Here is an 18,592-nt window from a genome sequence, read left to right on the forward strand (position 1 = left end):
TTTTTGTTATTTTGGGATGATCCGTAACATTCCGCAAAAGTTGACGCCCAGCCATGTCTCTGCTAGAGATGGTCATACCTCATACCTTAGGGAGTGAAAACATGCAATATGTTCGCTTGGGAGCGACTGGACTTAAGGTCTCGCGTTTGGCGTTGGGCTGTATGAGCTTTGGAGAACCTGAAAGGGGGAATCATCAGTGGACGCTTGCCGAAGCCGAGGCGCGGCCGCTTTTCCAGCAGGCGTTGGATGCCGGGATCAATTTCCTCGACACGGCGAACGTTTATTCCGACGGCACCAGCGAGGAGATCGTCGGCAAGCTGTTGAAGGAACACGGCCGGCGTGACGAAATTGTTTTGGCAACCAAGGTTTTCGGGCGGATGAACGCCAGCCCCAACGGCGCCGGCCTGTCGCGCAAAGCAATCCTGTCCGAGGTCGACAATAGTCTCCGTCGCCTGGGAACGGACTACATCGATCTGTACCAGACGCATTTCTGGGACAGCGAAACGCCCATCGAGGAGACGCTCGAGGCGCTCAATGACGTGGTGAAGGCGGGCAAAGTTCGTTACATCGGCGCGAGCAACATGTACGCGTGGCAGTTCGCAACGGCGATCCAGATTTCAAAGCGCAACCACTGGGCTGCGTTCGCATCAATGCAGCTTCATCTGAATCTTATCTATCGCGAGGAGGAACGCGAGATGCTGCCGCTGTGCCGTGCCGAAGGCATCGGCGTGATGACGTTCAGCCCGCTGGCACGCGGTATTCTCACGAAGGGAAGCGGATCCCAGTCCAAACGCGCAGAAACGGACAACGTCACCGGCAGGTTCTACGAGAAGGCCGCGGCCGCAGATCGGGTCGTGGTGGACGAAGTTGCCAAGATCGCCGTGGAACGCGGCCTGCCTCAAGCGCAAATAGCGTTGGCGTGGGTGCTGCAAAAGCAGGGCGTGACCTGCCCTATCATCGGAGCTACCAAGCCAAGCCATCTGCAGGATGCGGTGGGATCTCTGGCCGTCAAATTGACCGACGACGAAATCCAGCGGCTTGAAGCTCCCTACGTACCCCACGACGTAGTCGGCCTGATGTGACGGCTATGGCCGCAGTTTGAAGTTCAAGACGATTGGCAACTGCCGGGCGGCTGCGGCGCGTCGGTGGCCGTTCCGCCTGAACGCGCTTGAAGCGGGAAGGACGTGCGGTCACGTCAAGAAACTATCGGCGGCCGGGCGCCGGGGAACAATCCATGGCCTCCTCGCCGAAACTTCGCATCACCTGGCTTCCTTATTTCGAAGCGCCGCCTGTTCGAGTTCGCCCTGTGTCAGGGTTCGCGGCGCAGCAGCTCGCCGGAGTCGGTCGTTAATCGCCAGCCCCAAGCCCTCGTCCGGTATAGGAACGATTGCTATGGATTCCGCGCCGGCATCGTCGGCCGCTTTGAGGGTCGCATACAATTTCGCCGCAAGCTCCTCGAGACCGCCCTCCGGACTCAGGTTGAAAACGCGCGCGCAGGCCCCTTCGCCCGGGACAATGGCATCGCCGAACTTGAGGAGCGTCTCGCCTGGCCCGACGCGCGTGGCGTTCAGCCTGACCATCGCGCGCGGAGCATAGTGCGATGTCAGCATTCCCGGTGCGAGCACTTTGCGGGACAGGTTTGGGGCGCTGACTTGAAGACCTGCAGCATGCTCGACGAGCTCGATTGCGAGGCCGCCAGGACGAAGCAACTCGATGCCATTTTCGCAGACCCTCAGGATAGTGGACTCGACGCCGATCTTCGTCGGGCCACCATCGAGTATCAACGGTACTCCATCGCCGAATTCGCTCTCGACGTGCGCTGCTGTCGTCGCACTCACCCTTCCCGAGATATTGGCGCTCGGGGCGGCCAGCGGCCTTCCATAGGATCTGATCAAGCCATTGCTGAATCCCATGGGAATTCTGATGGCGACGGTAGTCAGGCCGGCCGTAGTTACGGATGGAAGCCTACCGGGGTTCAAGTTGAGCACCAACGTCATCGGCCCCGGCCAGAACCTTTCCGCAAGACGGAGACTGACCGGATCCAGGGTCGCGAATTCGCCGACCATCTCAAGATCGGAGCAGTGGCAGATAAGCGGGTTGAAACCCGGTCGACGCTTGATATCGAAGATTTGGGATACCGCCGCTTCATTCGTGGCGTCGGCGGCCAAGCCGTAAACGGTCTCGGTCGGCACCGCGATCACAGCGCCCCGCCGGAGCGCCTCGACAGCTGAAGTGATCCCCGCTGCGGGATCGGCTGCGACATCAATGATCATTGAAAAACCCCTTCCGTCTCGCTGTTTGAATAACGCGAAAAAAACCGCTTGTCAAAATAGGTATGACCTTATACCTTATCCTTGGCTGATGAGGAGTTGGCCTTGGGAGGTTTCATGACGATGGGAAGTGTCACATTCGACACCACGCAACACTCGACGACCGGAAACGGTCTTCTGCTTGAGGCGGATGGCGTTGCGAAGGCGTTTCATGGCGTTCCGGCGCTGCGTAACGGGCACCTGAAGCTTCGTCCGGGGACCGTCCACGCCTTGTGCGGGGGAAATGGGGCTGGGAAGTCCACCTTCCTGAACATCGTTATGGGCCTTCTGCGCAGGGACGAGGGCAGCATCAAGATTAAGGGTGAAGTGGTCGATTTCCGCTCCGCCAGCGAGGCGCTCGATCACGGCATCGCCATCATCACCCAGGAGCTTTCTCCGGTTCTGGAAATGACGGTCGCCGAGAACATCTACCTCGGAAGGGAGCCAAAACGTCTTGGGGCCTTCATCGATTTTGCCCTATTGGAGACGCAAGCGCAGAAGCTCCTGGACGACATCGGCTTCCCGATCCGTGCCAACGCCCGCATGGCAAATCTCAGCCTCGCCGAAACCCAGTTGGTCGAGATCGCCAAGGCGCTGAGCTTCGATGCGGATATCGTCATCATGGACGAGCCGACTTCCGCGATCGGCGAGCACGAAGCCCACATCCTGTTCGCGGCGATCGATCGTCTGAAGCATCGTGGCTCGGGCATTATCTACGTTTCGCACAAGCTCTCAGAAATCTTCGAGATTGCGGACGAGTTCACGGTCTTCCGCGACGGCAACTACATCGTAAGCGGCTCCATAAAGGACACCACCCGCAAGGAGCTTGTCACTCATATAGTCGGGCGTGAGGTCAAGGTCGTCGAGAAAGAGCGTCCGAACGCAGGGGCTCCCATCCTGCTTGAGGTCCGCAACCTGTCCCGTGAGAGCGAATTCAAGGACATCTCGATCTCCGTCGCCGCCGGCGAAGTTTTCGGAATCTACGGTCTTCTCGGCTCCGGCCGGACCGAGTTCTTGGAGGCGGTGTATGGGATGGAGACGCCGACATCCGGCGAGGTGATGCTTGCAGGAAGGCCGGTTCCGCGCGGCAAGCCGCGTGAATCGATCAAGATGGGCATGGCGATGGTGTCCGAGGACCGCAAAGACAGCGGCTTGGTCCTGTCGTCTTCGATCGCCCACAACATCACGCTTTCCGCCCTTTCCCTGATGGCGGTCAGCGGCTTCGTGAAGCAGCAGAAGGAACGCGAAGTCGTCGAGGAGATGATCCGCTCTCAGCGGATCAAGGCCAGCTCCTCCGAGCTTGCGGTCGAGAATCTGAGCGGCGGAAACCAGCAAAAGGTCGTCTTCGCGCGATGCCTGACAACCAATCCCCGACTTCTGATCTGCGATGAGCCCACCCGCGGCATCGACGAAGGCTCCAAACAGGAGATCTACGCCTTCCTGCGGGACTTCGCCGCCAAGGGTCACGGTGTTCTCGTCGTGTCGTCCGAGGCTCCGGAGATCCTCCAGGTCAGCGACAGGATTGCGATTTTCAAGGCAGGAACATTGGTCGACGTCATCGACGGCCACGGCGCCACCCAGCAAATGATCATGGAGCTCGCAAGTTGAGGAGCCTGCGCTCCCCTAAGTTCGGCAAGCATTATTGCTGCCGGCGTCGCGGCCGGTAAATTCAGGACGAGTCAAATGAACGCCAACATCACCAAGATTGCCACCGGCACTCCGTCGGAGCGCAGGACAGCCGAGATCACCAAGGACTTCATCAAGTCGTTCAGCATCATTCTGGTGTTTCTCGCAATTTGCGTGCTTTTCACATCGCTGAACCAGTATTTCCTCACCTGGAACAACTGGCTCAACCTTCTTCGCCAATCGAGCATCAACGGCATCCTCGCCATCGGGGTCACGTTCGTCATCCTGACAAAAGGCATCGACCTTTCGGTCGGCTCGGTCATGGCACTCGCCGGAATGCTGGCAGCCAACCTGGTCACCACCGGGAACGAGCACCTTGTGATCTGGAGTATTCTTGCGGCGCTCGGTACCGGAGCCGTCGTCGGCCTCGCGAATGGAATTCTCATTGCCCGGATCAACGTGCCGCCTTTTGTTGCGACGCTCGGGATGCTGAGCATGGCCAGGGGCCTCACTCTGATCTATTCCGACGGAAGGCCGATCGCTAACCTTACCGCTTCCCTGCGGTGGATCGGCAGCGGAAACGTCCTTGGCCTCCCTGTTCCTGTCCTCATTTTTTTCGCCGTGTTCCTGATTGGCTGGCTCACGCTCTCGAGGACGACTTTTGGACGCTACGTCTACGCCGTTGGCGGCAATGAAAAAGCGGCCAGGACCAGCGGCATCTCGACCCGTACCATCATCGCTGCCACCTACGTGATCTGCGGTCTGCTGGCCGGGCTTGCCGGACTTGTGCTGACGTCCCGTACGACAGCGGCACTGCCGCAGGCGGGCATCGGCTACGAACTCGACGCCATCGCGGCAGTCGTGATCGGCGGCACGAGCCTCTCCGGCGGACGCGGCTCGCTCGTCGGGACCCTCTTCGGCGCATTGATCATCGGCACCATCAACAACGGGATGGATCTGATGGGCGTGTCGTCATATTACCAGCAACTATTGAAAGGAGCCATCATAGTCTTAGCCGTGATCGCAGACCAGATACGCAAGTAACCGTTGCCAATAGCAACAAGAAAAATCGGAGGAGAATATGATTAACAGACGTACGTTCATTGCCGCGATCGCAGCCTCGACGATGCTGCTCGGTGCGGACCTCGCCGCAGCCCAAGAGAAGATCCGTATTGCTGCACTTTCTTTCGGCGAGGCAGGCGAATACATGAAGGCTTGGTCCACAGAGATCCAGAACCACCCTGCCGTCAAGGAGGGCAAGGTCGAGATCACGGTTTTTGACGGAAAATACGATCCGCTGATCCAGGCCAACCAGATCGATACCGCGCTGACCCAGCAGTTCAATGCGATCATCATGGCCCCGTTCGATCTTGAAGCGTCCGCCCCGGCCATCGACAAGGCAGCCGAGGCAAAGGTCCCGGTGATCGTCTCGGCGCTCAAAACCTCGTCGAAAAACTATACCGCGTCGATTATCGTCGACGATCGCGAAGGCGGCAGGATCATCGCCGAGGAAATGGCGAAGCGCCTCCCGAGCGGCGGCAATTTGGTCCTCATGGAAGGGCCTATCGGCCAGTCGGCCCAGATTGAACGTCGCGCCGGCGTAGACGCCGGGCTCGAAGCGCATTCGAACCTCAAGCTGCTCGCCGACAAGAGCGGCAATTGGAGCCGCGCCGAGGGCCAGGCTCTCATGGAGAACTGGCTCTCCGCCTACCCCGACCAGATCAATGGCGTCCTCGCTGAGAACGACGAGATGGCGCTCGGCGCCATTGAAGCCATGAAGGCAGCCAACGTTGATCTCAGCAAGGTGCCGGTCATTGCGATCGACGGCATTCCCGACGCAAAACGCGCCGTGGAGAACGGCGAAATGGCGGTCACCCTGTACAAGTATGCCAGGGCGGAAGGGCAAGGTGCAGTAGATCTTGCTTTGCGTCAGGTAATCGGCGCGGAGTACAAGCCGCAGTCGGAGGTATGGAAGGACCTGATGGAGTGGAAGGACGGAACACAGAAGGACTACGTCGTTCCGTGGCTGATCTTGGATAAAGATAACGTCAAAAAGTACATGTGATTATTGTTAGCGAGCCCGAATTTATCGGGCTCGCCACTGTCAGATCAAGGTGAAATATGACTGTGCTAGAGAAGAGAAAGATCGGTAACACCGGAGTCGAACTGACTTCACTGGGTCTTGGTACCTCGCCATTGGGCGGTTGCGGGGTGAGCGTCCCGTTCACCGATTTCGAAGCCGTGATCATGAAGGCCTACGAGCTGGGCGTGCGGTATTTTGATACGGCACCGCTCTATGGCCTCGGCAAGTCCGAGCACAGCCTGGGTCATGTGCTGCGCGTGAATGGCATCATCGATGACGTGATCATCAGCACTAAAGCGGGACGTATCCTCAAGCCCGCGAGCCGCGCGAAGCGAGCGGAGAGCCTCTACGGCATCAACTGGATCGACCCGCTGCCTTACGTCGACGAATACGACTACACCTACGACGGGATCATGCGTTCATTCGAGGACAGCCAGCAGCGCATGGGCGTTGATGGCGTCGACATTCTTTATCTCCACGACGTCAGCGGCGTCTGGCACCGCGACAGCTACGACCTCTACCTCTCGCAGCTCCGCCAGAGCGGCTATCGGGCCTGCGATGAGCTTCGGAGCAGCGGAGCAGTCAAGGCGATAGGGCTGGGCGTCAACGAGACCGCGTCCGTTCTACAAGTCGCTGCCGAATTTAATCTTGATTGCTCGTTGGTCGCGGGCCGCTATACTCTGCTTAACCACCAGCCTCTTGAAGACTTCTTCCCCGAGGCCCAGCGCCGCGGGATCGCAATCATCGCAGGCGGCGTCTACAATTCCGGCGTCCTGGCAGAGGGAAGCAAAGGTGCGGCTGCGGTCCGGACGTACGACTATCAGACAGCCAGCCCCGAAATTCTGAAGCGCGTTGAAGCTCTCGAGGCAGTTTGCGGCGAATTTGGCATTTCGCTTGCGACGGCGGCGACGCAGTTCGTTTACTCGCACCCCGCCGTCACTGCGGTGGTCCAAGGCGCCCTTAGCACTGCCCACGTCGAGGCAAACGTCAAGGCGATTTCCGAGAAGATCCCGCCAGGGTTCTGGTCAGCGCTCAAGGCAAAGAGCCTCATCCCGGAAGCGGCTCCGATCATGGCATCGGCCGCCTGAAAGCTTCGTAGTCAAGACAAGGAATATTGTGATGTCGGACCTGACAAAGCGCCCGCTCGGCAAATCGAATGTGCGGGTAACGTCACTGGGGCTTGGAACGGTTCCCATTTCGGGCTTCAACGCGGACGTATCATACGATGAGTTCGAGCAGACGATTCTGTCGGGATACGCTGCCGGCATTCGATACTTCGACTGCGCTCCCATGTACGGCTTCGGGAAGTCCGAGCATTTCCTGGGCCATGCCCTGAGAGTGAATAAGCTGCGAGACGACGTCGTCGTGAGCACCAAGGTCGGCCGTGTCCTCAAGCCCGCCAGCCGCACGAAAAAGCTCGACACCGTCTATGGAATCGAGTGGATCGATCCGCTGCCCTTCCTGGACACCTACGACTACACCTACGACGGGATCATGAGGTCGTTCGAGGACAGCCAGCAGCGTCTTGGTCTCGATTACATTGATGTCCTGCTCGTACATGATGTCGGACGCGCCTGGCACGGCGATCGAAGCGAGTTCTACTGGGATCAGTTGCGAGCCTCAGGGTACAAGGCGTTGGACGAGCTGCGGTCCACGGGCTGCGTCTCTGCGATTGGCCTCGGAGTCAATGAAACGGATTCCGTCGTCGGCGTCTCCCGGGAGTTCCCCATCGAGTGCGCCCTGGTGGCCGGACGCTATACATTGCTCAACCACGAACCCCTGCACTCCGCCTTCGACGAGCTTTTGTCGAGAAATGTCTCAATCATCGCAGGCGGCATCTTCAATTCGGGTATTTTGGCCAGCGGAACCTCTGGCGCAACGGCGACATACGACTACGGGAAAGTCCCGGCCGCCGTCCTCGACCGGGTCAAATCGATTGAAGCGGTGTGCGAGGAATACCGGGTCAGCTTGCCGGCTGCCGCAATGCAGTTCGTATATGCCCACCCGGCCGTGGCCACATTAGTCATGGGCGCGAAAAGCAGTGCTGAAGTCGATCAGAACGTGGCGGCGATCAACGAGCGCATTCCGCCCGCATTCTGGACCGCCCTGCAATCGGCCGATCTGCTGCCCGCAACAGCGCCACTCCCCCCGGTGGCGTGACGGTTATGGGGTATCAGCGGGGCCTTGTTCCGTTCTCCTGCAACGAAGTCACAAACGCCGTTGAATTGCAGGAGCAGCGGTCTGAACTGGAGACCCTGGTCCGGGCTTACGGCGAGGTGCTCGCACTGTTCTCCTTCATGCACCTCGGCTTGAGAGAGCCCGGCATGAATCTGCTCTTCGCCCAGCTGTCGTGCCGTGCCGCCGATATATTGGAGTCCGTCGGACAGGGGGGCGACAGAAGGAGGCGCTTGGCGGCAACCGAACATGCAGCTCGGCATCTTGGCCGGGCCCGCTCTGACCTTTTGGAGGTCCAGAGGGCATTCGAAGGGCGGCTGGGAAGACAGAGTACCGAGCTCTTGAGGTTGCTGACGAGAGCTTCGTTGGAATTGAAACGGGCATCTGCGCTATTGGGCACCATGACATTCGACGCGAGCGGATGTTGCGCAGGGCCGTTGTTCGCAAACGCGGAGGAAACACATGGGAGCGCATTCCGTTTGGGTGCTTGAGTATGCCCGAAGCCCTGTTCACCCGGTGAGCGGTGTCTATTACGGCGCCCATAACCAGGGAACGATGAATCTGCCATTCGCATACATTCTGATCAGGACGGCCGATGCGGTCGCGCTAGTCGACGTCGGCCACGATGCGAACGATTTCGGGGGAGAGATAGCGAACTCGATCGGAGTAACCGGATGGACGTCGCCGGACATAGTCTTGGGTGAATGTGGCGTCCGGCCTGAGGACGTGACTCACATATTCATAACGCACGCCCATTTCGATCACATTGGCGGCCTGAAGTTCTTTCCCAATGCAAAGATCTTCATCCAGAAGAAGGAGCTTGAATCCTGGATGTGGATCCTTGCCAAGGGCCGCCGGTTTCGATCGCTGTTGGCTGGGCTGAACCCCGCCGATATACTTTATCTTACCCAGGCGAACATCGAGGGCAGACTGGAACTTCTCGAAGGGACGCGGGAAGATGTCCTTCCGGGCATTCACCTGTATCCCGCCCACGACACTCATACCGCAGGCTCCCAATATGTTGTGGTGCAAAACGGAGGCAGCGATGACAGGCTGGTGTTGTCCGGAGATGTCGTCTACACCTACCGGAACCTCACTGGCGACGATCAACTCGATCCTTGTTTCGTCCCCCCAGGGCTTGCGAATGGCAGCCAGACGAAGCTGATCCAGGCAGCCGAAGAGATGCTGGGCATCGTGGGAAATGACGAGCGTCGGATCATTCCGGTGCATGAGGAAAAATTGGCCCAATTCTATCCCTCCCGCCTGAGCGATCACGGGCTGCGGATAGTCGAGATCTGCGTCGCGGACGGAGAGCAATCGAGGGTTTGATCCTTCTGTTTTGATTACGAACGGTGTGCACGACATGAATAGAAACGACTGCGTCATCATGACGTATCTGATCGAATGCGACGGGGATCCTCAATCGTTTGCAAGCAAGATCGCCAGCGATCAGTCGACGGGCACGTTCGTCGACCTCCCGGGGGAGACGCCGGAGCTGAAGGCGCGGGTCGCCGCCCGCGTGCTTGACGTCCGCGAGCTTCCCCCGATCTCCGTGCCCTCGATCCCCCAAAACGCGTCGGGACCTTCGTATCGGCGAGCGGAAGCGGACATCGCCTTTCCGATTGAAGCGGTCGGTGACGATCTTTCCGCTTTGATGACGATCACGATCGGCGGAGTCTTCTCGATCCGAGGCTTCACCGGCATACGTGTCTTGCGCATGCAATTGCCGCATGCGTTCGGGGCTTCCTACCCGGGGCCTCAGTTCGGCATAGCGGGGACGCGGCGCCTGACAGGCGTCTTCGACCGTCCTCTGATCGGCACGATCATCAAGCCGGCGCTAGGGCTGCGTCCCAACGAAACGGCCGAGATGGTGAGTGAGCTTATCGACTCGGGCGTTGATTTCATCAAGGATGACGAGAAGCTCTGCGGTCCGCCCTATTCGCCGCTCGAGGAGCGGGTGAGAGCGATCATGCCTCTTATCAAGGACCATGAGCAACGGACCGGCAAGAAGGTAATGTATGCCTTCAACATCTCCCATGTCGATCCCGACGTGATGATGAGAAACCATGACGTCGTCGCCGATGCCGGCGGAAACGCGGCCGTGATCAACATAAACTCTATCGGGCAAGGCGCTTTCCTGTTTTTGAGGAGGCGTTCAAGACTGGCGCTGCATGCCCACCGTAACGGATGGGACATCCTCACCCGCCACCCCGGCCTTGGGATGAATTTTTCTGTTTACCAGCAGTACTGGCGGCTGTTGGGCGTCGACCAGTTCCAGATCAACGGTATTGGATCAAAGTATTGGGAGCCGGACGATTCGTTCGTCCAGTCTTTCCACGACCTCGCAGCCCCTTTCACGTCCGCAGGGGAAAAGCCCATGCCGGTCGTTTGCTCGGGGCAATGGGGTGGACAGGCGCCTGAGACATATCGTCGAACCGGAAAGACGCTCGATCTCCTGTACCTCTGCGGCGGAGGCGTCGTCAGTCATCCAGACGGTCCAGGTGCGGGCGTCAAAGCCGTTCGACAAGCATGGGAAGCCGCGCGCGAGGGTGTTGACCTAGATTCGTACGCGCAGAACCATCCCGAGCTCAAACAGGCGCTGGCCAAATTCGGCAAGCGCGATTGAACCTTCCCTGGCGGAAATGACGGCGTCTTAACTCGCGCTTTGGGTCGCAGGAATCCCCATGAAGACCATCGTCGAACAGCTCAAGTCCGCCGTTTCGGCCACTAATGCAACCGACATCCGGGCCGCCTTTGCGGCCGATCCGAACCGTTTTTCGCGCTTCAGCACGAGGCTCGGCGATCTCCTCCTCGACTATTCGAAATGCGCCCTGAACGACAAGGTCCTTGCTGGTCTCGAGGCGCTGGCGAAGGCCGCCAAGGTAGAAGAGAAGCGTGACGCCATGTTCCGTGGCGACATCATCAACATCACCGAGGAACGCGCCGTCCTGCATACGGCGCTCCGGAACCGCTCGAACCGGCCGATCCTCGTCGGCGGCAAGGACGTCATGCCGGACGTCAACGCCGTTCTCGATGCGGTGGGCGCCTTTGCCGACGACGTCCGTTCCGGCGCCTTGAAGGGTGCCACCGGCAAGAAGATCACCGACGTCATCAGTATCGGCATCGGCGGCTCCGACCTCGGCCCGGTCATGGCGACCCTGGCGCTCGCCCCCTTCCATGACGGCCCGCGGCTGCATTTCGTTTCCAATGTCGACGGCTCCCATATCGCCGATGCGCTGAAGCTGCTCGACCCGGAGACCTCGCTCTTCATCGTCGCTTCCAAGACCTTTACGACGATCGAGACGATGACCAACGCGGCGACGGCCCGCGCCTTCATCGCCGGCAAGCTCGGCGAGGCGGCGGTCGGCCACCACTTCGCGGCGGTGTCCACCGCTCTCGACAAGGTCGCCGCCTTCGGCATCGACGCCGCCCGCGTCTTCGGTTTCTGGGACTGGGTCGGCGGCCGCTACTCGATCTGGTCGGCGATCGGCCTGCCGCTGATGATCGCCGTCGGAGCTCAGAATTTCGGCCGTTTCCTCGACGGCGGCCACGCGATCGACGAGCACTTCCGCACGGCGCCGGTGCGCGAAAACATCCCGATGCTGCTCGGTCTCATCGGTTTCTATCACCGCAACGTGCTCGGCTACCCCTCGCGGGCGATCCTGCCCTACGACCAGCGCCTGTCACGCTTCGCCGCCTATCTGCAGCAACTCGACATGGAATCGAACGGCAAGGCGGTCACGCTCGACAGCAAGCCGGTGGAATTTCAGACAGGGCCGGTCGTCTGGGGCGAGCCCGGCACCAACGGGCAACACGCGTTCTACCAGCTCATCCACCAGGGCACCGATATCATCCCGGCCGAATTCATGATCGCCGCGAACGGCCATGAGAAGGACCTGCGCCACCAGCACCAGCTGCTGATCGCCAATTGCATGGCGCAGTCGGAAGCGCTGATGAAGGGCCGCACACTCGCTGAAGCCAAAGCGCAGCTCACCTCGAAGGGCATGGACGAGGCAAAGGCCGACAAAATTGCGCCGCATCGCGTCTTCACCGGCAACCGGCCGTCGCTGACCTTCGTCTACGACCAACTCGACCCCTTCGCGCTCGGCCGGCTGATCGCTCTTTACGAGCACCGCGTCTTTGTCGAGGGCGCGCTCTTCAACATCAACTCCTTCGACCAGTGGGGCGTCGAGCTAGGCAAGGAATTGGCGACCGGCCTGCTGCCTGTCCTCGAGGGCAGGGAGAGCGCCGATGGCCACGATTCCTCGACCGCCGGCCTCGTTGCGGCACTGCTGAAGGCTCAGGGCTGAGTGACCGAATTACAAACGCCGATAGAGCGTCCGATCGCGGGCAAGCGCTCCGGTAGGCCGCACGATGGCTAGCTTGGTTATCTTCCTATTCGCGCTATCGCGGCATGGCGCGCCGCTTTGACGGTCTCTGTCAGCTTGCGATTTTCGATCACCACCTGTTTGGTCGCATCGTCTCCACCCACGACATGGTCAATGTCGTTCATAAGAGCATCGAACCCCTGCTTCGCGACGAGTTCCCGATCGTTTTTCAGCGCTTTTCCGATCGGCGTGTCGGCCATGCCAGCATTGGCATGGAATTCTGTATTCGTCGCGCCTGGAAGCAGGGCCGTTACCGTAACACCCGTTCCTCTCAGTTCTTCGCGCAGCGACTCGGCGAACGAAAAACCAAACGCTTTCGAAGGACCGTAGGTTGTTTCGAAGGGCGTGGGGGATGTGGCGGAAACCGACGATACAATCAGAATGCGGCCATTGCCGTTCGCAACCATATGCCGGACGACGTGTTTCGCCATGTGAACCGTTCCGGTGACGTTGACTGCTATAACACGCAGATCATCCTCCAAAGCAGTCTCGGCAAAGGCTCCGCCTACTGCAATGCCCACATTCAGCGCGCACGCATCGACCGGACGCTTTAGATGCATCACGAAGCGCCAGAAAGCTTCGACTCCTTCGTATGTTCCTGCGTCGGCCCGTAACGCGAATGTTTCAGTGCCGTCACTCCGAAGTTTTTCAGCTGCCTCGAAGATCTTTTCGCTGGAGCCAGACAGCGCGATATCAAATCCCTTTTTCGCAAATTGCCTAGCGAGCTCGAAACCAATACCGGACGAAGCGCCCGTCACCATTGCCAAAGGACGACCGCTATTCATTTTAAATCTCCTTCCTAGAGTCCGCTCTTTCTCGTCAGCCATTCAATGGCGCCCCGCCAGTCAAGCGCGCGACCGTTTTTCCGCCGTAGTTACTCGCGCTTGCTTTTTTTCAGAAGCGGCGCGGTGTAGGTTCCGCCAACACCGAGTTAGTTACTCAGATCAAGCATTTGACGGACCTCCTCTGGAGTAGCTGGCTCCCTTCCCGCTGCCCGAATGACCCGAACAGTCTCGCGGATCAAAACTTCGTTTGAAGGATAGTCGAGCTCGGGATAAGGATAGTCGCCGATGCCCATGGCTAGGTGGCCGCCCCGTGTGGCAATGGTATCTGCGAGTGCGAGCAGGTTGCCGCCCAGCACGTTTGCCGTCCATTCAATCCGTCGGTCTGGCGGCAAGAACATCAAATGTGCCTCGAGCCCCTGCCGGGTTCCGGGATGACCGGTAATCGTCTTGCCGTCCGTCATGTGAAACAGCATGTAGCCCGGTTCATCGATTAATCCCATGTCCATCAGCATGAGCGCCCGCCTGGTAAAGCCGACGGACCAGCTTACCATCTTGGGCTTCACGCCTGCCTGCTTTAGTTCGCGAGCATAATGCACGAGCGAGTCGGTTGTGTTGACGTAGATGCGCTCGGCAAAGGAAACGTTGCCGCTTTCGCGGTCGAAGGTCTCGAGATTGGCGCTTCCGGTATCGATGGGTGCGATATCCGGCTTCGTTATCGGGTCTTGCGCAAGCCGAACCACATTATCGATCCGGTTACGGGCATCGGCATCGTTCGAGATGAAGCCGAGCGTGGGAAGGATGAGAATGTCCGACTTAGCCTTCACCTTACGAATGATATCATCGTAAGCTTCGAACGTATTCAATGGCTGGCCGTCGACCGTTCGCGCGTGGAAGTGCAGGATCGACGCGCCTTCTTCACGCACCCTAGCTGCGGTCTCCGCAATCTCGTCGGAGGTCCAAGGAACGTTCCTATTGTGGTCGCGCATTGCATACTCGTTGATGCGCGCCTCAAGGATAAGCTTCTTCATCCTAAGCCTCCACGTGCTGCTTCTCGGTGCCGTGAAGCACGCGCATGAAATAGTCGTCGTCGCCGACCTGACCTCCTTTGAGGAGAACTTCGAGCCCGTCCAATCCCCCGCCCATCAGCTCGCAAAGATGACCGTGCTGAACCCGATCGAAGACCTTGATGGTCAGCGACTCCGCGGCGCTCTGCCGGACCGCGTAGCTCGAACTATCGCCGCCGGCTAGGACCACACGCTGGACATCCGTCTCCCTTCTGGCCGCGACCATGAGATTGGCATAGGCTTCGCCAATGAGCTGGGGCGGAATGTCCTCGAACCTGTCGCGGTCCATTGCGTGACCCCGTGCGGTGTAGACGATCGTCGGCCGCTCATTGGCGAGGTGGGCCATGATCTGCGGTTTGACGAGTTCGATTTTGCGTGCGACCGCCCGACTGTCGGTAAGCTCGAGCGGATTGAGCTCAAGCGCAGCCCAGCCCGCCTGAACCGCAGCGTCGATCTGGCGGCCCGTCTGAATGGCGCAGCTGCCCGACAGCACCAGCAGGTTGGACGCGGGTGCGATGGTCGTTCCTACGTCGAGAAGATCGAGCGGATTCTTGTGTTTCGCCAGTTGCTTGCCGAGCGCCTGAGCAAGACCCTGGGCCGCTATCGCGAAAACCGGCCGTTTTTTGTGATGCTCCCAAAGCGCGCTGGCAATATTGTCGAGATCGCGATTGTCCACGCCGTCGAAAACAACGCCCTTCCTGTCGGCAAGCAAATTTTCCAGCCGTTTCGACAGTGTCGCTTCGTCCCGGATCTCCGGCAAGAATATGTTGGCGAAATCGAGGGAGCACAGGTCGGCCAGGTGCCGCCGGAGATCAGATTCCTTCATCGGAGTACGTGGATGGTTCGACATGCTCGGATGCCTATCCAGTCGCACGATCTCGGAACCGAATTTCGCATAGTGGTTGCCAAACGCCGTGTACCGGCCGAAGTCGGGCGTTGCAGCCAAGACAACCAGGTCGTATTCGCCTCCGCCCCCCGCGAGCTGTTCCGCGGCGAACCCGAAGTTGCCGACCTGCGGGGCGGAATCGAAGGTCGAGCAGATCTTGTACTGCAGGAACGTGCAGCCTAACGCTCGGAGCGCTTTGAAGGCCGGAAATACTTCGGCTGTGATCTGCGAGTTATCCAGTGCTCGCGCCGTTCCCGCAAATCCCACGACATCCAGGTCGCGAGTTGCTTCCGCCAGGGTCTCCTGCGATGGAACCCGCAGATAAAGCCTGGTTCTCAGGCCGTTGCGGTGAAACTGCGCGAGGTTTTCCGACGAGCCGGTGAAATCGTCACCGTAAAAGCCAACGAGTGGCCTCTTCCCTTCCATTATTCTTCCTCCCTGCGGCGCGCCCACATGACCGCGCACCCACAACCACTTGACAGCAGTAATAAGGAAGGATCATAACATGGTCAAGGTCATACCTCATACCTTTATCGCAACTGGAGCTATTTGGGAGGTCATCTATGCGATTGAACGGGAAAACAGCCATTGTGACGGGCGCCGCCCGTGGCATCGGCAGGGCCATCGCCGTTGCTTTTGCCCGCGAAGGGGCTCAGGTCGTGGTCTGCGACCGCGACGAAGACGCGGCCAAGCTCACGGCGGAGGAAATCGGTTCCGCGGCGGTGGCCGTCCGTGCGGACATCTCCGTCGATGAAGACGTGAGCAGTCTAGTCGATCAAGCGCTCGCGCGCTTCGGGAAGATCGACATCTTGGTGAACAATGCGGGGATTGGCGCGACAACCCTGTTTTTGGAAAGTTCGAGGGAAGAGTTTGAGCGGGTCGTTCGCATCAATCTCACGGGCACGTTCCTGGTGTCGCAGGCGGTCGCGCGGACTATGGCTGAACGCAAGAGCGGTTCGATCGTGAATATCGCTTCGCTGTCTGGACAAAAAGGAGGCGTCGGTCGGTCCGCTTACGGCGCGTCAAAGGCTGGCGTCGAATTGCTCAACAAGGTCATGGCCGTGGAACTGGCCGACCACGGCATCAATGTGAACGCAATCGCTCCCGGACCGATTCTGACGGAAGTTTCGCGTACCATGCACACCATCGAGACCAGGGAAGCCTATCACCGTCTGGTTCCACAACGTCGCTATGGCGAGCCGGAGGAAATTGCCGATGCCGCTGTATTCCTCGCTAGCGAGGAAGCGCGCTACATCACGGGCCATACCTTGAATGTCGATGGCGGCTTCCTCGCCGCAGGACTGTTGTTCCCGTTTGATCCTAAGACATCGAAAAAGCTCGGCGACGAAAGGTGACACCTAACGTGAAGCTGGACACGGCGTCTTGCCGCTGGCCTTCTTCTGCCGTTTGACATCTGTTTACGAGTATCCGGCCGGGGTGGTATAAGGTCTCACCACCACCCCGACTCTGCGAGGGTGCAGATTGGATGCTGAAAGGGAAACTGTGTGTTGAACGGTCAGAAGAAACCGCAGACGCGGGTTGAGTTCGCTTTGGATTACATCACCAAGGAGATCGCCAACGGCAATCTAAGAGCCGGCGACAAGCTTCCCAACGAAAAGGACCTGGCCGAGCAGCTGGGAATTAGTCGTACTCCAATTCGCGAAGCGATGAAGACGCTCGCCGTCGCCGGTTTGATCGACATTCGGCACGGCCATGGAAGCTATGTTCGCGAGGAAAAGGGCGCTCCCGCGCTGCCCCTCAATCTTTTCCAGTTATATCTTCAGGATTCGACGCCCGAAATGCTGATGGAGCTGCGGGACATCTTCGACCGCAATTGCTCAGAACTCGCTGCGCAGCGCCGCACCGACGAAGATCTGGCGAGCATGCGTGAATGCATCGACAGGCTCAAGGCGCTCACGGAACAGCCCGACGCGTCGCTGGACGACATGTTGAAGGCTGATCTGGATTTTCATCGAGCAATCTACGAGGCCACCGGAAACAAACTCATTGTGACGGTAGCCGAGTTCGTCTTGAACATGGTCGCCCCATGGGTCCGAAAATCGCTCGATGTCAGCGGCCGTGTGAGAGCGGTCGATCTCCATGAACAGATCTACGATGCCATTCTCAAGCGAGAGATAGGCCCTCAGAACCGCATGAGCGTCGACGCCAACATGAAGCACTTCATGCAGTCGCTCGATCAAGAATGAGAGTGGGCGTCGTTCACTGAATATTCGTGGTCTCCTGCTTCGGGGCCTTCGGCAGGCCTGCGTGGCGGCACCGACTGCGTGCGACGACACCTTCAGCCGTGAATGGCCGCTGCGGGAGCACTACTGAAATCCAAGCATCTCCCGCGCCTCATCCGGGGCGGCAATTTCGCGGCCCATGGCCCGCGCAAGATTTGCGATGTGGCGGACAACATCGCCGTTGTTGGGGGTACCCAGCTCCGGCCAGCCGTAGTCACCGAGGCCGACGGAGACATGGCCGCCCATTTCTATAGCCGCCGCTGCCGGGGCGGTGATGTTGCCGATTTTGTTGCAGACACTCCATTCGAGCGGTTGCGCCGGCAGGAAATCGAGGTGAGCAAACAATCCCTTGACGGTTCCGGGATGCCCTCCAAGGATCCCCTGATCTGTCAGCTCGAACATCAAGTACGCAGGATCAGCGACGAGCCCCATCTCTCGGAGGGCCGCGAAGGTTCGCGTGAAGGCCACCGTCCAGCTCACAAATTGCGGCTTGACGCCGAGCTCTGGCAGCCTGTTGGCAAACAGCTTCAAGGTCGCGACGTCGTTTCGATAGGTCATCGTGTCGGAAAGAAAATTCCGGGTTTCTGGATCAAAACGGTCGATATTTGTACTCCCCCGTGTCGATAGGAGCGATGTCGGGGCGCGTGGCCGGATCCTTAGCTAGCACCTCGATATGAGCAAGGCGGCTTTCCCGACCTTCCTTCGTGATCTGGCCCAGCGTCGGGTAGACCAGGCAATCACACGCATCTCGGATCGCTCTGATCGCTTTCGCATAATCTTCTGCGCCGTGGGCCGGCGCACCCTCCGCGTCTCTCGCATGAAAATGAACGATGCTCGCGCCCGCCTCCCGCGCTTTCGCGGCTTCCAATGCAATCTCTTCCGCTGTGAAAGGCACGTTCGGATTCGCAGAGCGGGGCATGTACTCGTTCAAGCGTGCCTCGATGATCAGTTTTCGTTTGGCTGACATCTTTTCTTACCTTGGCCTCTCTTTTCGGCCCGGCTACTCGTGAGCAAGCGACAGTAAGATCCTGCT

The 18,592-nt window shown here is 59.2% G+C and carries 17 protein-coding genes; 11 read left to right on the top strand and 6 right to left on the bottom strand.

Annotated elements, in window-relative coordinates; genetic code table 11:
* Window positions 1-101 precede the first annotated feature (101 nt).
* Window positions 102-1,082 carry an aldo/keto reductase gene (locus CO676_RS18370; protein ID WP_097522142.1) on the top strand — a complete coding sequence of 327 codons (981 nt, stop codon included), beginning with the start codon at window positions 102-104 and terminating at the stop codon, window positions 1,080-1,082.
* A 177-nt stretch (window positions 1,083-1,259) separates the two neighbouring features.
* Here CO676_RS18370 and CO676_RS18375 read toward each other — a convergent pair whose 3' ends face one another.
* Window positions 1,260-2,273 (bottom strand): L-threonylcarbamoyladenylate synthase, encoded by a 1,014-nt coding sequence (locus CO676_RS18375; protein WP_097522143.1) that lies wholly within the window; start codon window positions 2,271-2,273, stop codon window positions 1,260-1,262.
* Window positions 2,274-2,387: 114 nt separating this feature from the next.
* On the opposite strand from CO676_RS18375, the gene CO676_RS18380 reads away from it, so the two are divergent.
* From CO676_RS18380 to pgi, 8 genes are all read left to right on the top strand, one after another.
* On the top strand, window positions 2,388-3,917 hold the full coding sequence (locus CO676_RS18380; protein ID WP_210202624.1) for a sugar ABC transporter ATP-binding protein: 1,530 nt from the start codon (window positions 2,388-2,390) through the stop codon (window positions 3,915-3,917).
* Between the two features lie 75 nt (window positions 3,918-3,992).
* A complete protein-coding gene (locus CO676_RS18385; RefSeq protein ID WP_097522145.1) occupies window positions 3,993-4,979 on the top strand; it encodes an ABC transporter permease in 987 nt (328 codons plus the stop codon).
* A gap of 82 nt (window positions 4,980-5,061) precedes the next feature.
* A complete protein-coding gene (locus CO676_RS18390; protein WP_245424349.1) occupies window positions 5,062-6,000 on the top strand; it encodes a substrate-binding domain-containing protein in 939 nt (312 codons plus the stop codon).
* Between the two features lie 56 nt (window positions 6,001-6,056).
* A complete protein-coding gene (locus CO676_RS18395) occupies window positions 6,057-7,106 on the top strand; it encodes an aldo/keto reductase (protein WP_097522147.1) in 1,050 nt (349 codons plus the stop codon).
* Window positions 7,107-7,137: 31 nt separating this feature from the next.
* On the top strand, window positions 7,138-8,178 hold the full coding sequence (locus tag CO676_RS18400; RefSeq protein ID WP_179875544.1) for an aldo/keto reductase: 1,041 nt from the start codon (window positions 7,138-7,140) through the stop codon (window positions 8,176-8,178).
* 477 nt (window positions 8,179-8,655) lie between these two features.
* Window positions 8,656-9,522: an N-acyl homoserine lactonase family protein gene (locus tag CO676_RS18410; RefSeq protein ID WP_097522150.1), complete on the top strand. Its 867-nt coding sequence runs from the start codon at window positions 8,656-8,658 to the stop codon at window positions 9,520-9,522.
* Between the two features lie 34 nt (window positions 9,523-9,556).
* Window positions 9,557-10,819 (top strand): 3-oxo-isoapionate-4-phosphate decarboxylase OiaX, encoded by a 1,263-nt coding sequence (gene oiaX, locus CO676_RS18415; protein ID WP_097522170.1) that lies wholly within the window; start codon window positions 9,557-9,559, stop codon window positions 10,817-10,819.
* 58 nt (window positions 10,820-10,877) lie between these two features.
* On the top strand, window positions 10,878-12,503 hold the full coding sequence (gene pgi / locus CO676_RS18420; RefSeq protein WP_097522151.1) for a glucose-6-phosphate isomerase: 1,626 nt from the start codon (window positions 10,878-10,880) through the stop codon (window positions 12,501-12,503).
* 77 nt (window positions 12,504-12,580) lie between these two features.
* Here the strand turns inward: pgi and CO676_RS18425 are convergent, their stop codons facing one another.
* The 3 genes from CO676_RS18425 to CO676_RS18435 all read right to left on the bottom strand — a co-directional run bounded on the left by CO676_RS18425 (window position 12,581) and on the right by CO676_RS18435 (window position 15,742).
* Complete coding sequence (locus CO676_RS18425; protein WP_179875545.1) at window positions 12,581-13,366, bottom strand: SDR family NAD(P)-dependent oxidoreductase; 786 nt, start codon at window positions 13,364-13,366, stop codon at window positions 12,581-12,583.
* A 146-nt stretch (window positions 13,367-13,512) separates the two neighbouring features.
* Entirely contained in the window at window positions 13,513-14,394 is an 882-nt protein-coding gene (locus CO676_RS18430) for a 3-keto-5-aminohexanoate cleavage protein (protein ID WP_097522153.1), read from the bottom strand.
* Window position 14,395: 1 nt separating this feature from the next.
* On the bottom strand, window positions 14,396-15,742 hold the full coding sequence (locus tag CO676_RS18435) for a four-carbon acid sugar kinase family protein (RefSeq protein WP_097522154.1): 1,347 nt from the start codon (window positions 15,740-15,742) through the stop codon (window positions 14,396-14,398).
* Window positions 15,743-15,879: 137 nt separating this feature from the next.
* On the opposite strand from CO676_RS18435, the gene CO676_RS18440 reads away from it, so the two are divergent.
* Complete coding sequence (locus tag CO676_RS18440; RefSeq protein ID WP_046117946.1) at window positions 15,880-16,671, top strand: 3-oxoacyl-ACP reductase family protein; 792 nt, start codon at window positions 15,880-15,882, stop codon at window positions 16,669-16,671.
* Window positions 16,672-16,821: 150 nt separating this feature from the next.
* A complete protein-coding gene (locus CO676_RS18445; protein WP_046117945.1) occupies window positions 16,822-17,523 on the top strand; it encodes a FadR/GntR family transcriptional regulator in 702 nt (233 codons plus the stop codon).
* A gap of 120 nt (window positions 17,524-17,643) precedes the next feature.
* Here the strand turns inward: CO676_RS18445 and CO676_RS35720 are convergent, their stop codons facing one another.
* On the bottom strand, window positions 17,644-18,117 hold the full coding sequence (locus CO676_RS35720; RefSeq protein ID WP_210202625.1) for a 3-keto-5-aminohexanoate cleavage protein: 474 nt from the start codon (window positions 18,115-18,117) through the stop codon (window positions 17,644-17,646).
* A gap of 31 nt (window positions 18,118-18,148) precedes the next feature.
* On the bottom strand, window positions 18,149-18,526 hold the full coding sequence (locus CO676_RS35725; protein WP_210202626.1) for a 3-keto-5-aminohexanoate cleavage protein: 378 nt from the start codon (window positions 18,524-18,526) through the stop codon (window positions 18,149-18,151).
* Window positions 18,527-18,592 lie beyond the last annotated feature (66 nt).

Origin of the sequence: Sinorhizobium sp. BJ1, assembly GCF_002531555.1 — a bacterium.
Taxonomy (GTDB): domain Bacteria; phylum Pseudomonadota; class Alphaproteobacteria; order Rhizobiales; family Rhizobiaceae; genus Sinorhizobium; species Sinorhizobium fredii_B.

Coding starts and splice junctions, on each gene's coding strand:
- CO676_RS18395 (WP_097522147.1), top strand. CDS start 6,057: ATGACTGTGCTAGAGAAGAGAAAGATCGGTAACACCGGAGTCGAACTG.
- CO676_RS18385 (WP_097522145.1), top strand. CDS start 3,993: ATGAACGCCAACATCACCAAGATTGCCACCGGCACTCCGTCGGAGCGC.
- CO676_RS18400 (WP_179875544.1), top strand. CDS start 7,138: ATGTCGGACCTGACAAAGCGCCCGCTCGGCAAATCGAATGTGCGGGTA.
- CO676_RS18430 (WP_097522153.1), bottom strand. CDS start 14,394: ATGAAGAAGCTTATCCTTGAGGCGCGCATCAACGAGTATGCAATGCGC.
- oiaX (WP_097522170.1), top strand. CDS start 9,557: ATGAATAGAAACGACTGCGTCATCATGACGTATCTGATCGAATGCGAC.
- CO676_RS35725 (WP_210202626.1), bottom strand. CDS start 18,526: ATGTCAGCCAAACGAAAACTGATCATCGAGGCACGCTTGAACGAGTAC.
- CO676_RS18370 (WP_097522142.1), top strand. CDS start 102: ATGCAATATGTTCGCTTGGGAGCGACTGGACTTAAGGTCTCGCGTTTG.
- CO676_RS18375 (WP_097522143.1), bottom strand. CDS start 2,273: ATGATCATTGATGTCGCAGCCGATCCCGCAGCGGGGATCACTTCAGCT.
- CO676_RS18390 (WP_245424349.1), top strand. CDS start 5,062: ATGCTGCTCGGTGCGGACCTCGCCGCAGCCCAAGAGAAGATCCGTATT.
- CO676_RS18410 (WP_097522150.1), top strand. CDS start 8,656: ATGGGAGCGCATTCCGTTTGGGTGCTTGAGTATGCCCGAAGCCCTGTT.
- CO676_RS35720 (WP_210202625.1), bottom strand. CDS start 18,117: ATGACCTATCGAAACGACGTCGCGACCTTGAAGCTGTTTGCCAACAGG.
- CO676_RS18435 (WP_097522154.1), bottom strand. CDS start 15,742: ATGGAAGGGAAGAGGCCACTCGTTGGCTTTTACGGTGACGATTTCACC.
- CO676_RS18440 (WP_046117946.1), top strand. CDS start 15,880: ATGCGATTGAACGGGAAAACAGCCATTGTGACGGGCGCCGCCCGTGGC.
- CO676_RS18380 (WP_210202624.1), top strand. CDS start 2,388: ATGACGATGGGAAGTGTCACATTCGACACCACGCAACACTCGACGACC.
- pgi (WP_097522151.1), top strand. CDS start 10,878: ATGAAGACCATCGTCGAACAGCTCAAGTCCGCCGTTTCGGCCACTAAT.
- CO676_RS18425 (WP_179875545.1), bottom strand. CDS start 13,366: ATGAATAGCGGTCGTCCTTTGGCAATGGTGACGGGCGCTTCGTCCGGT.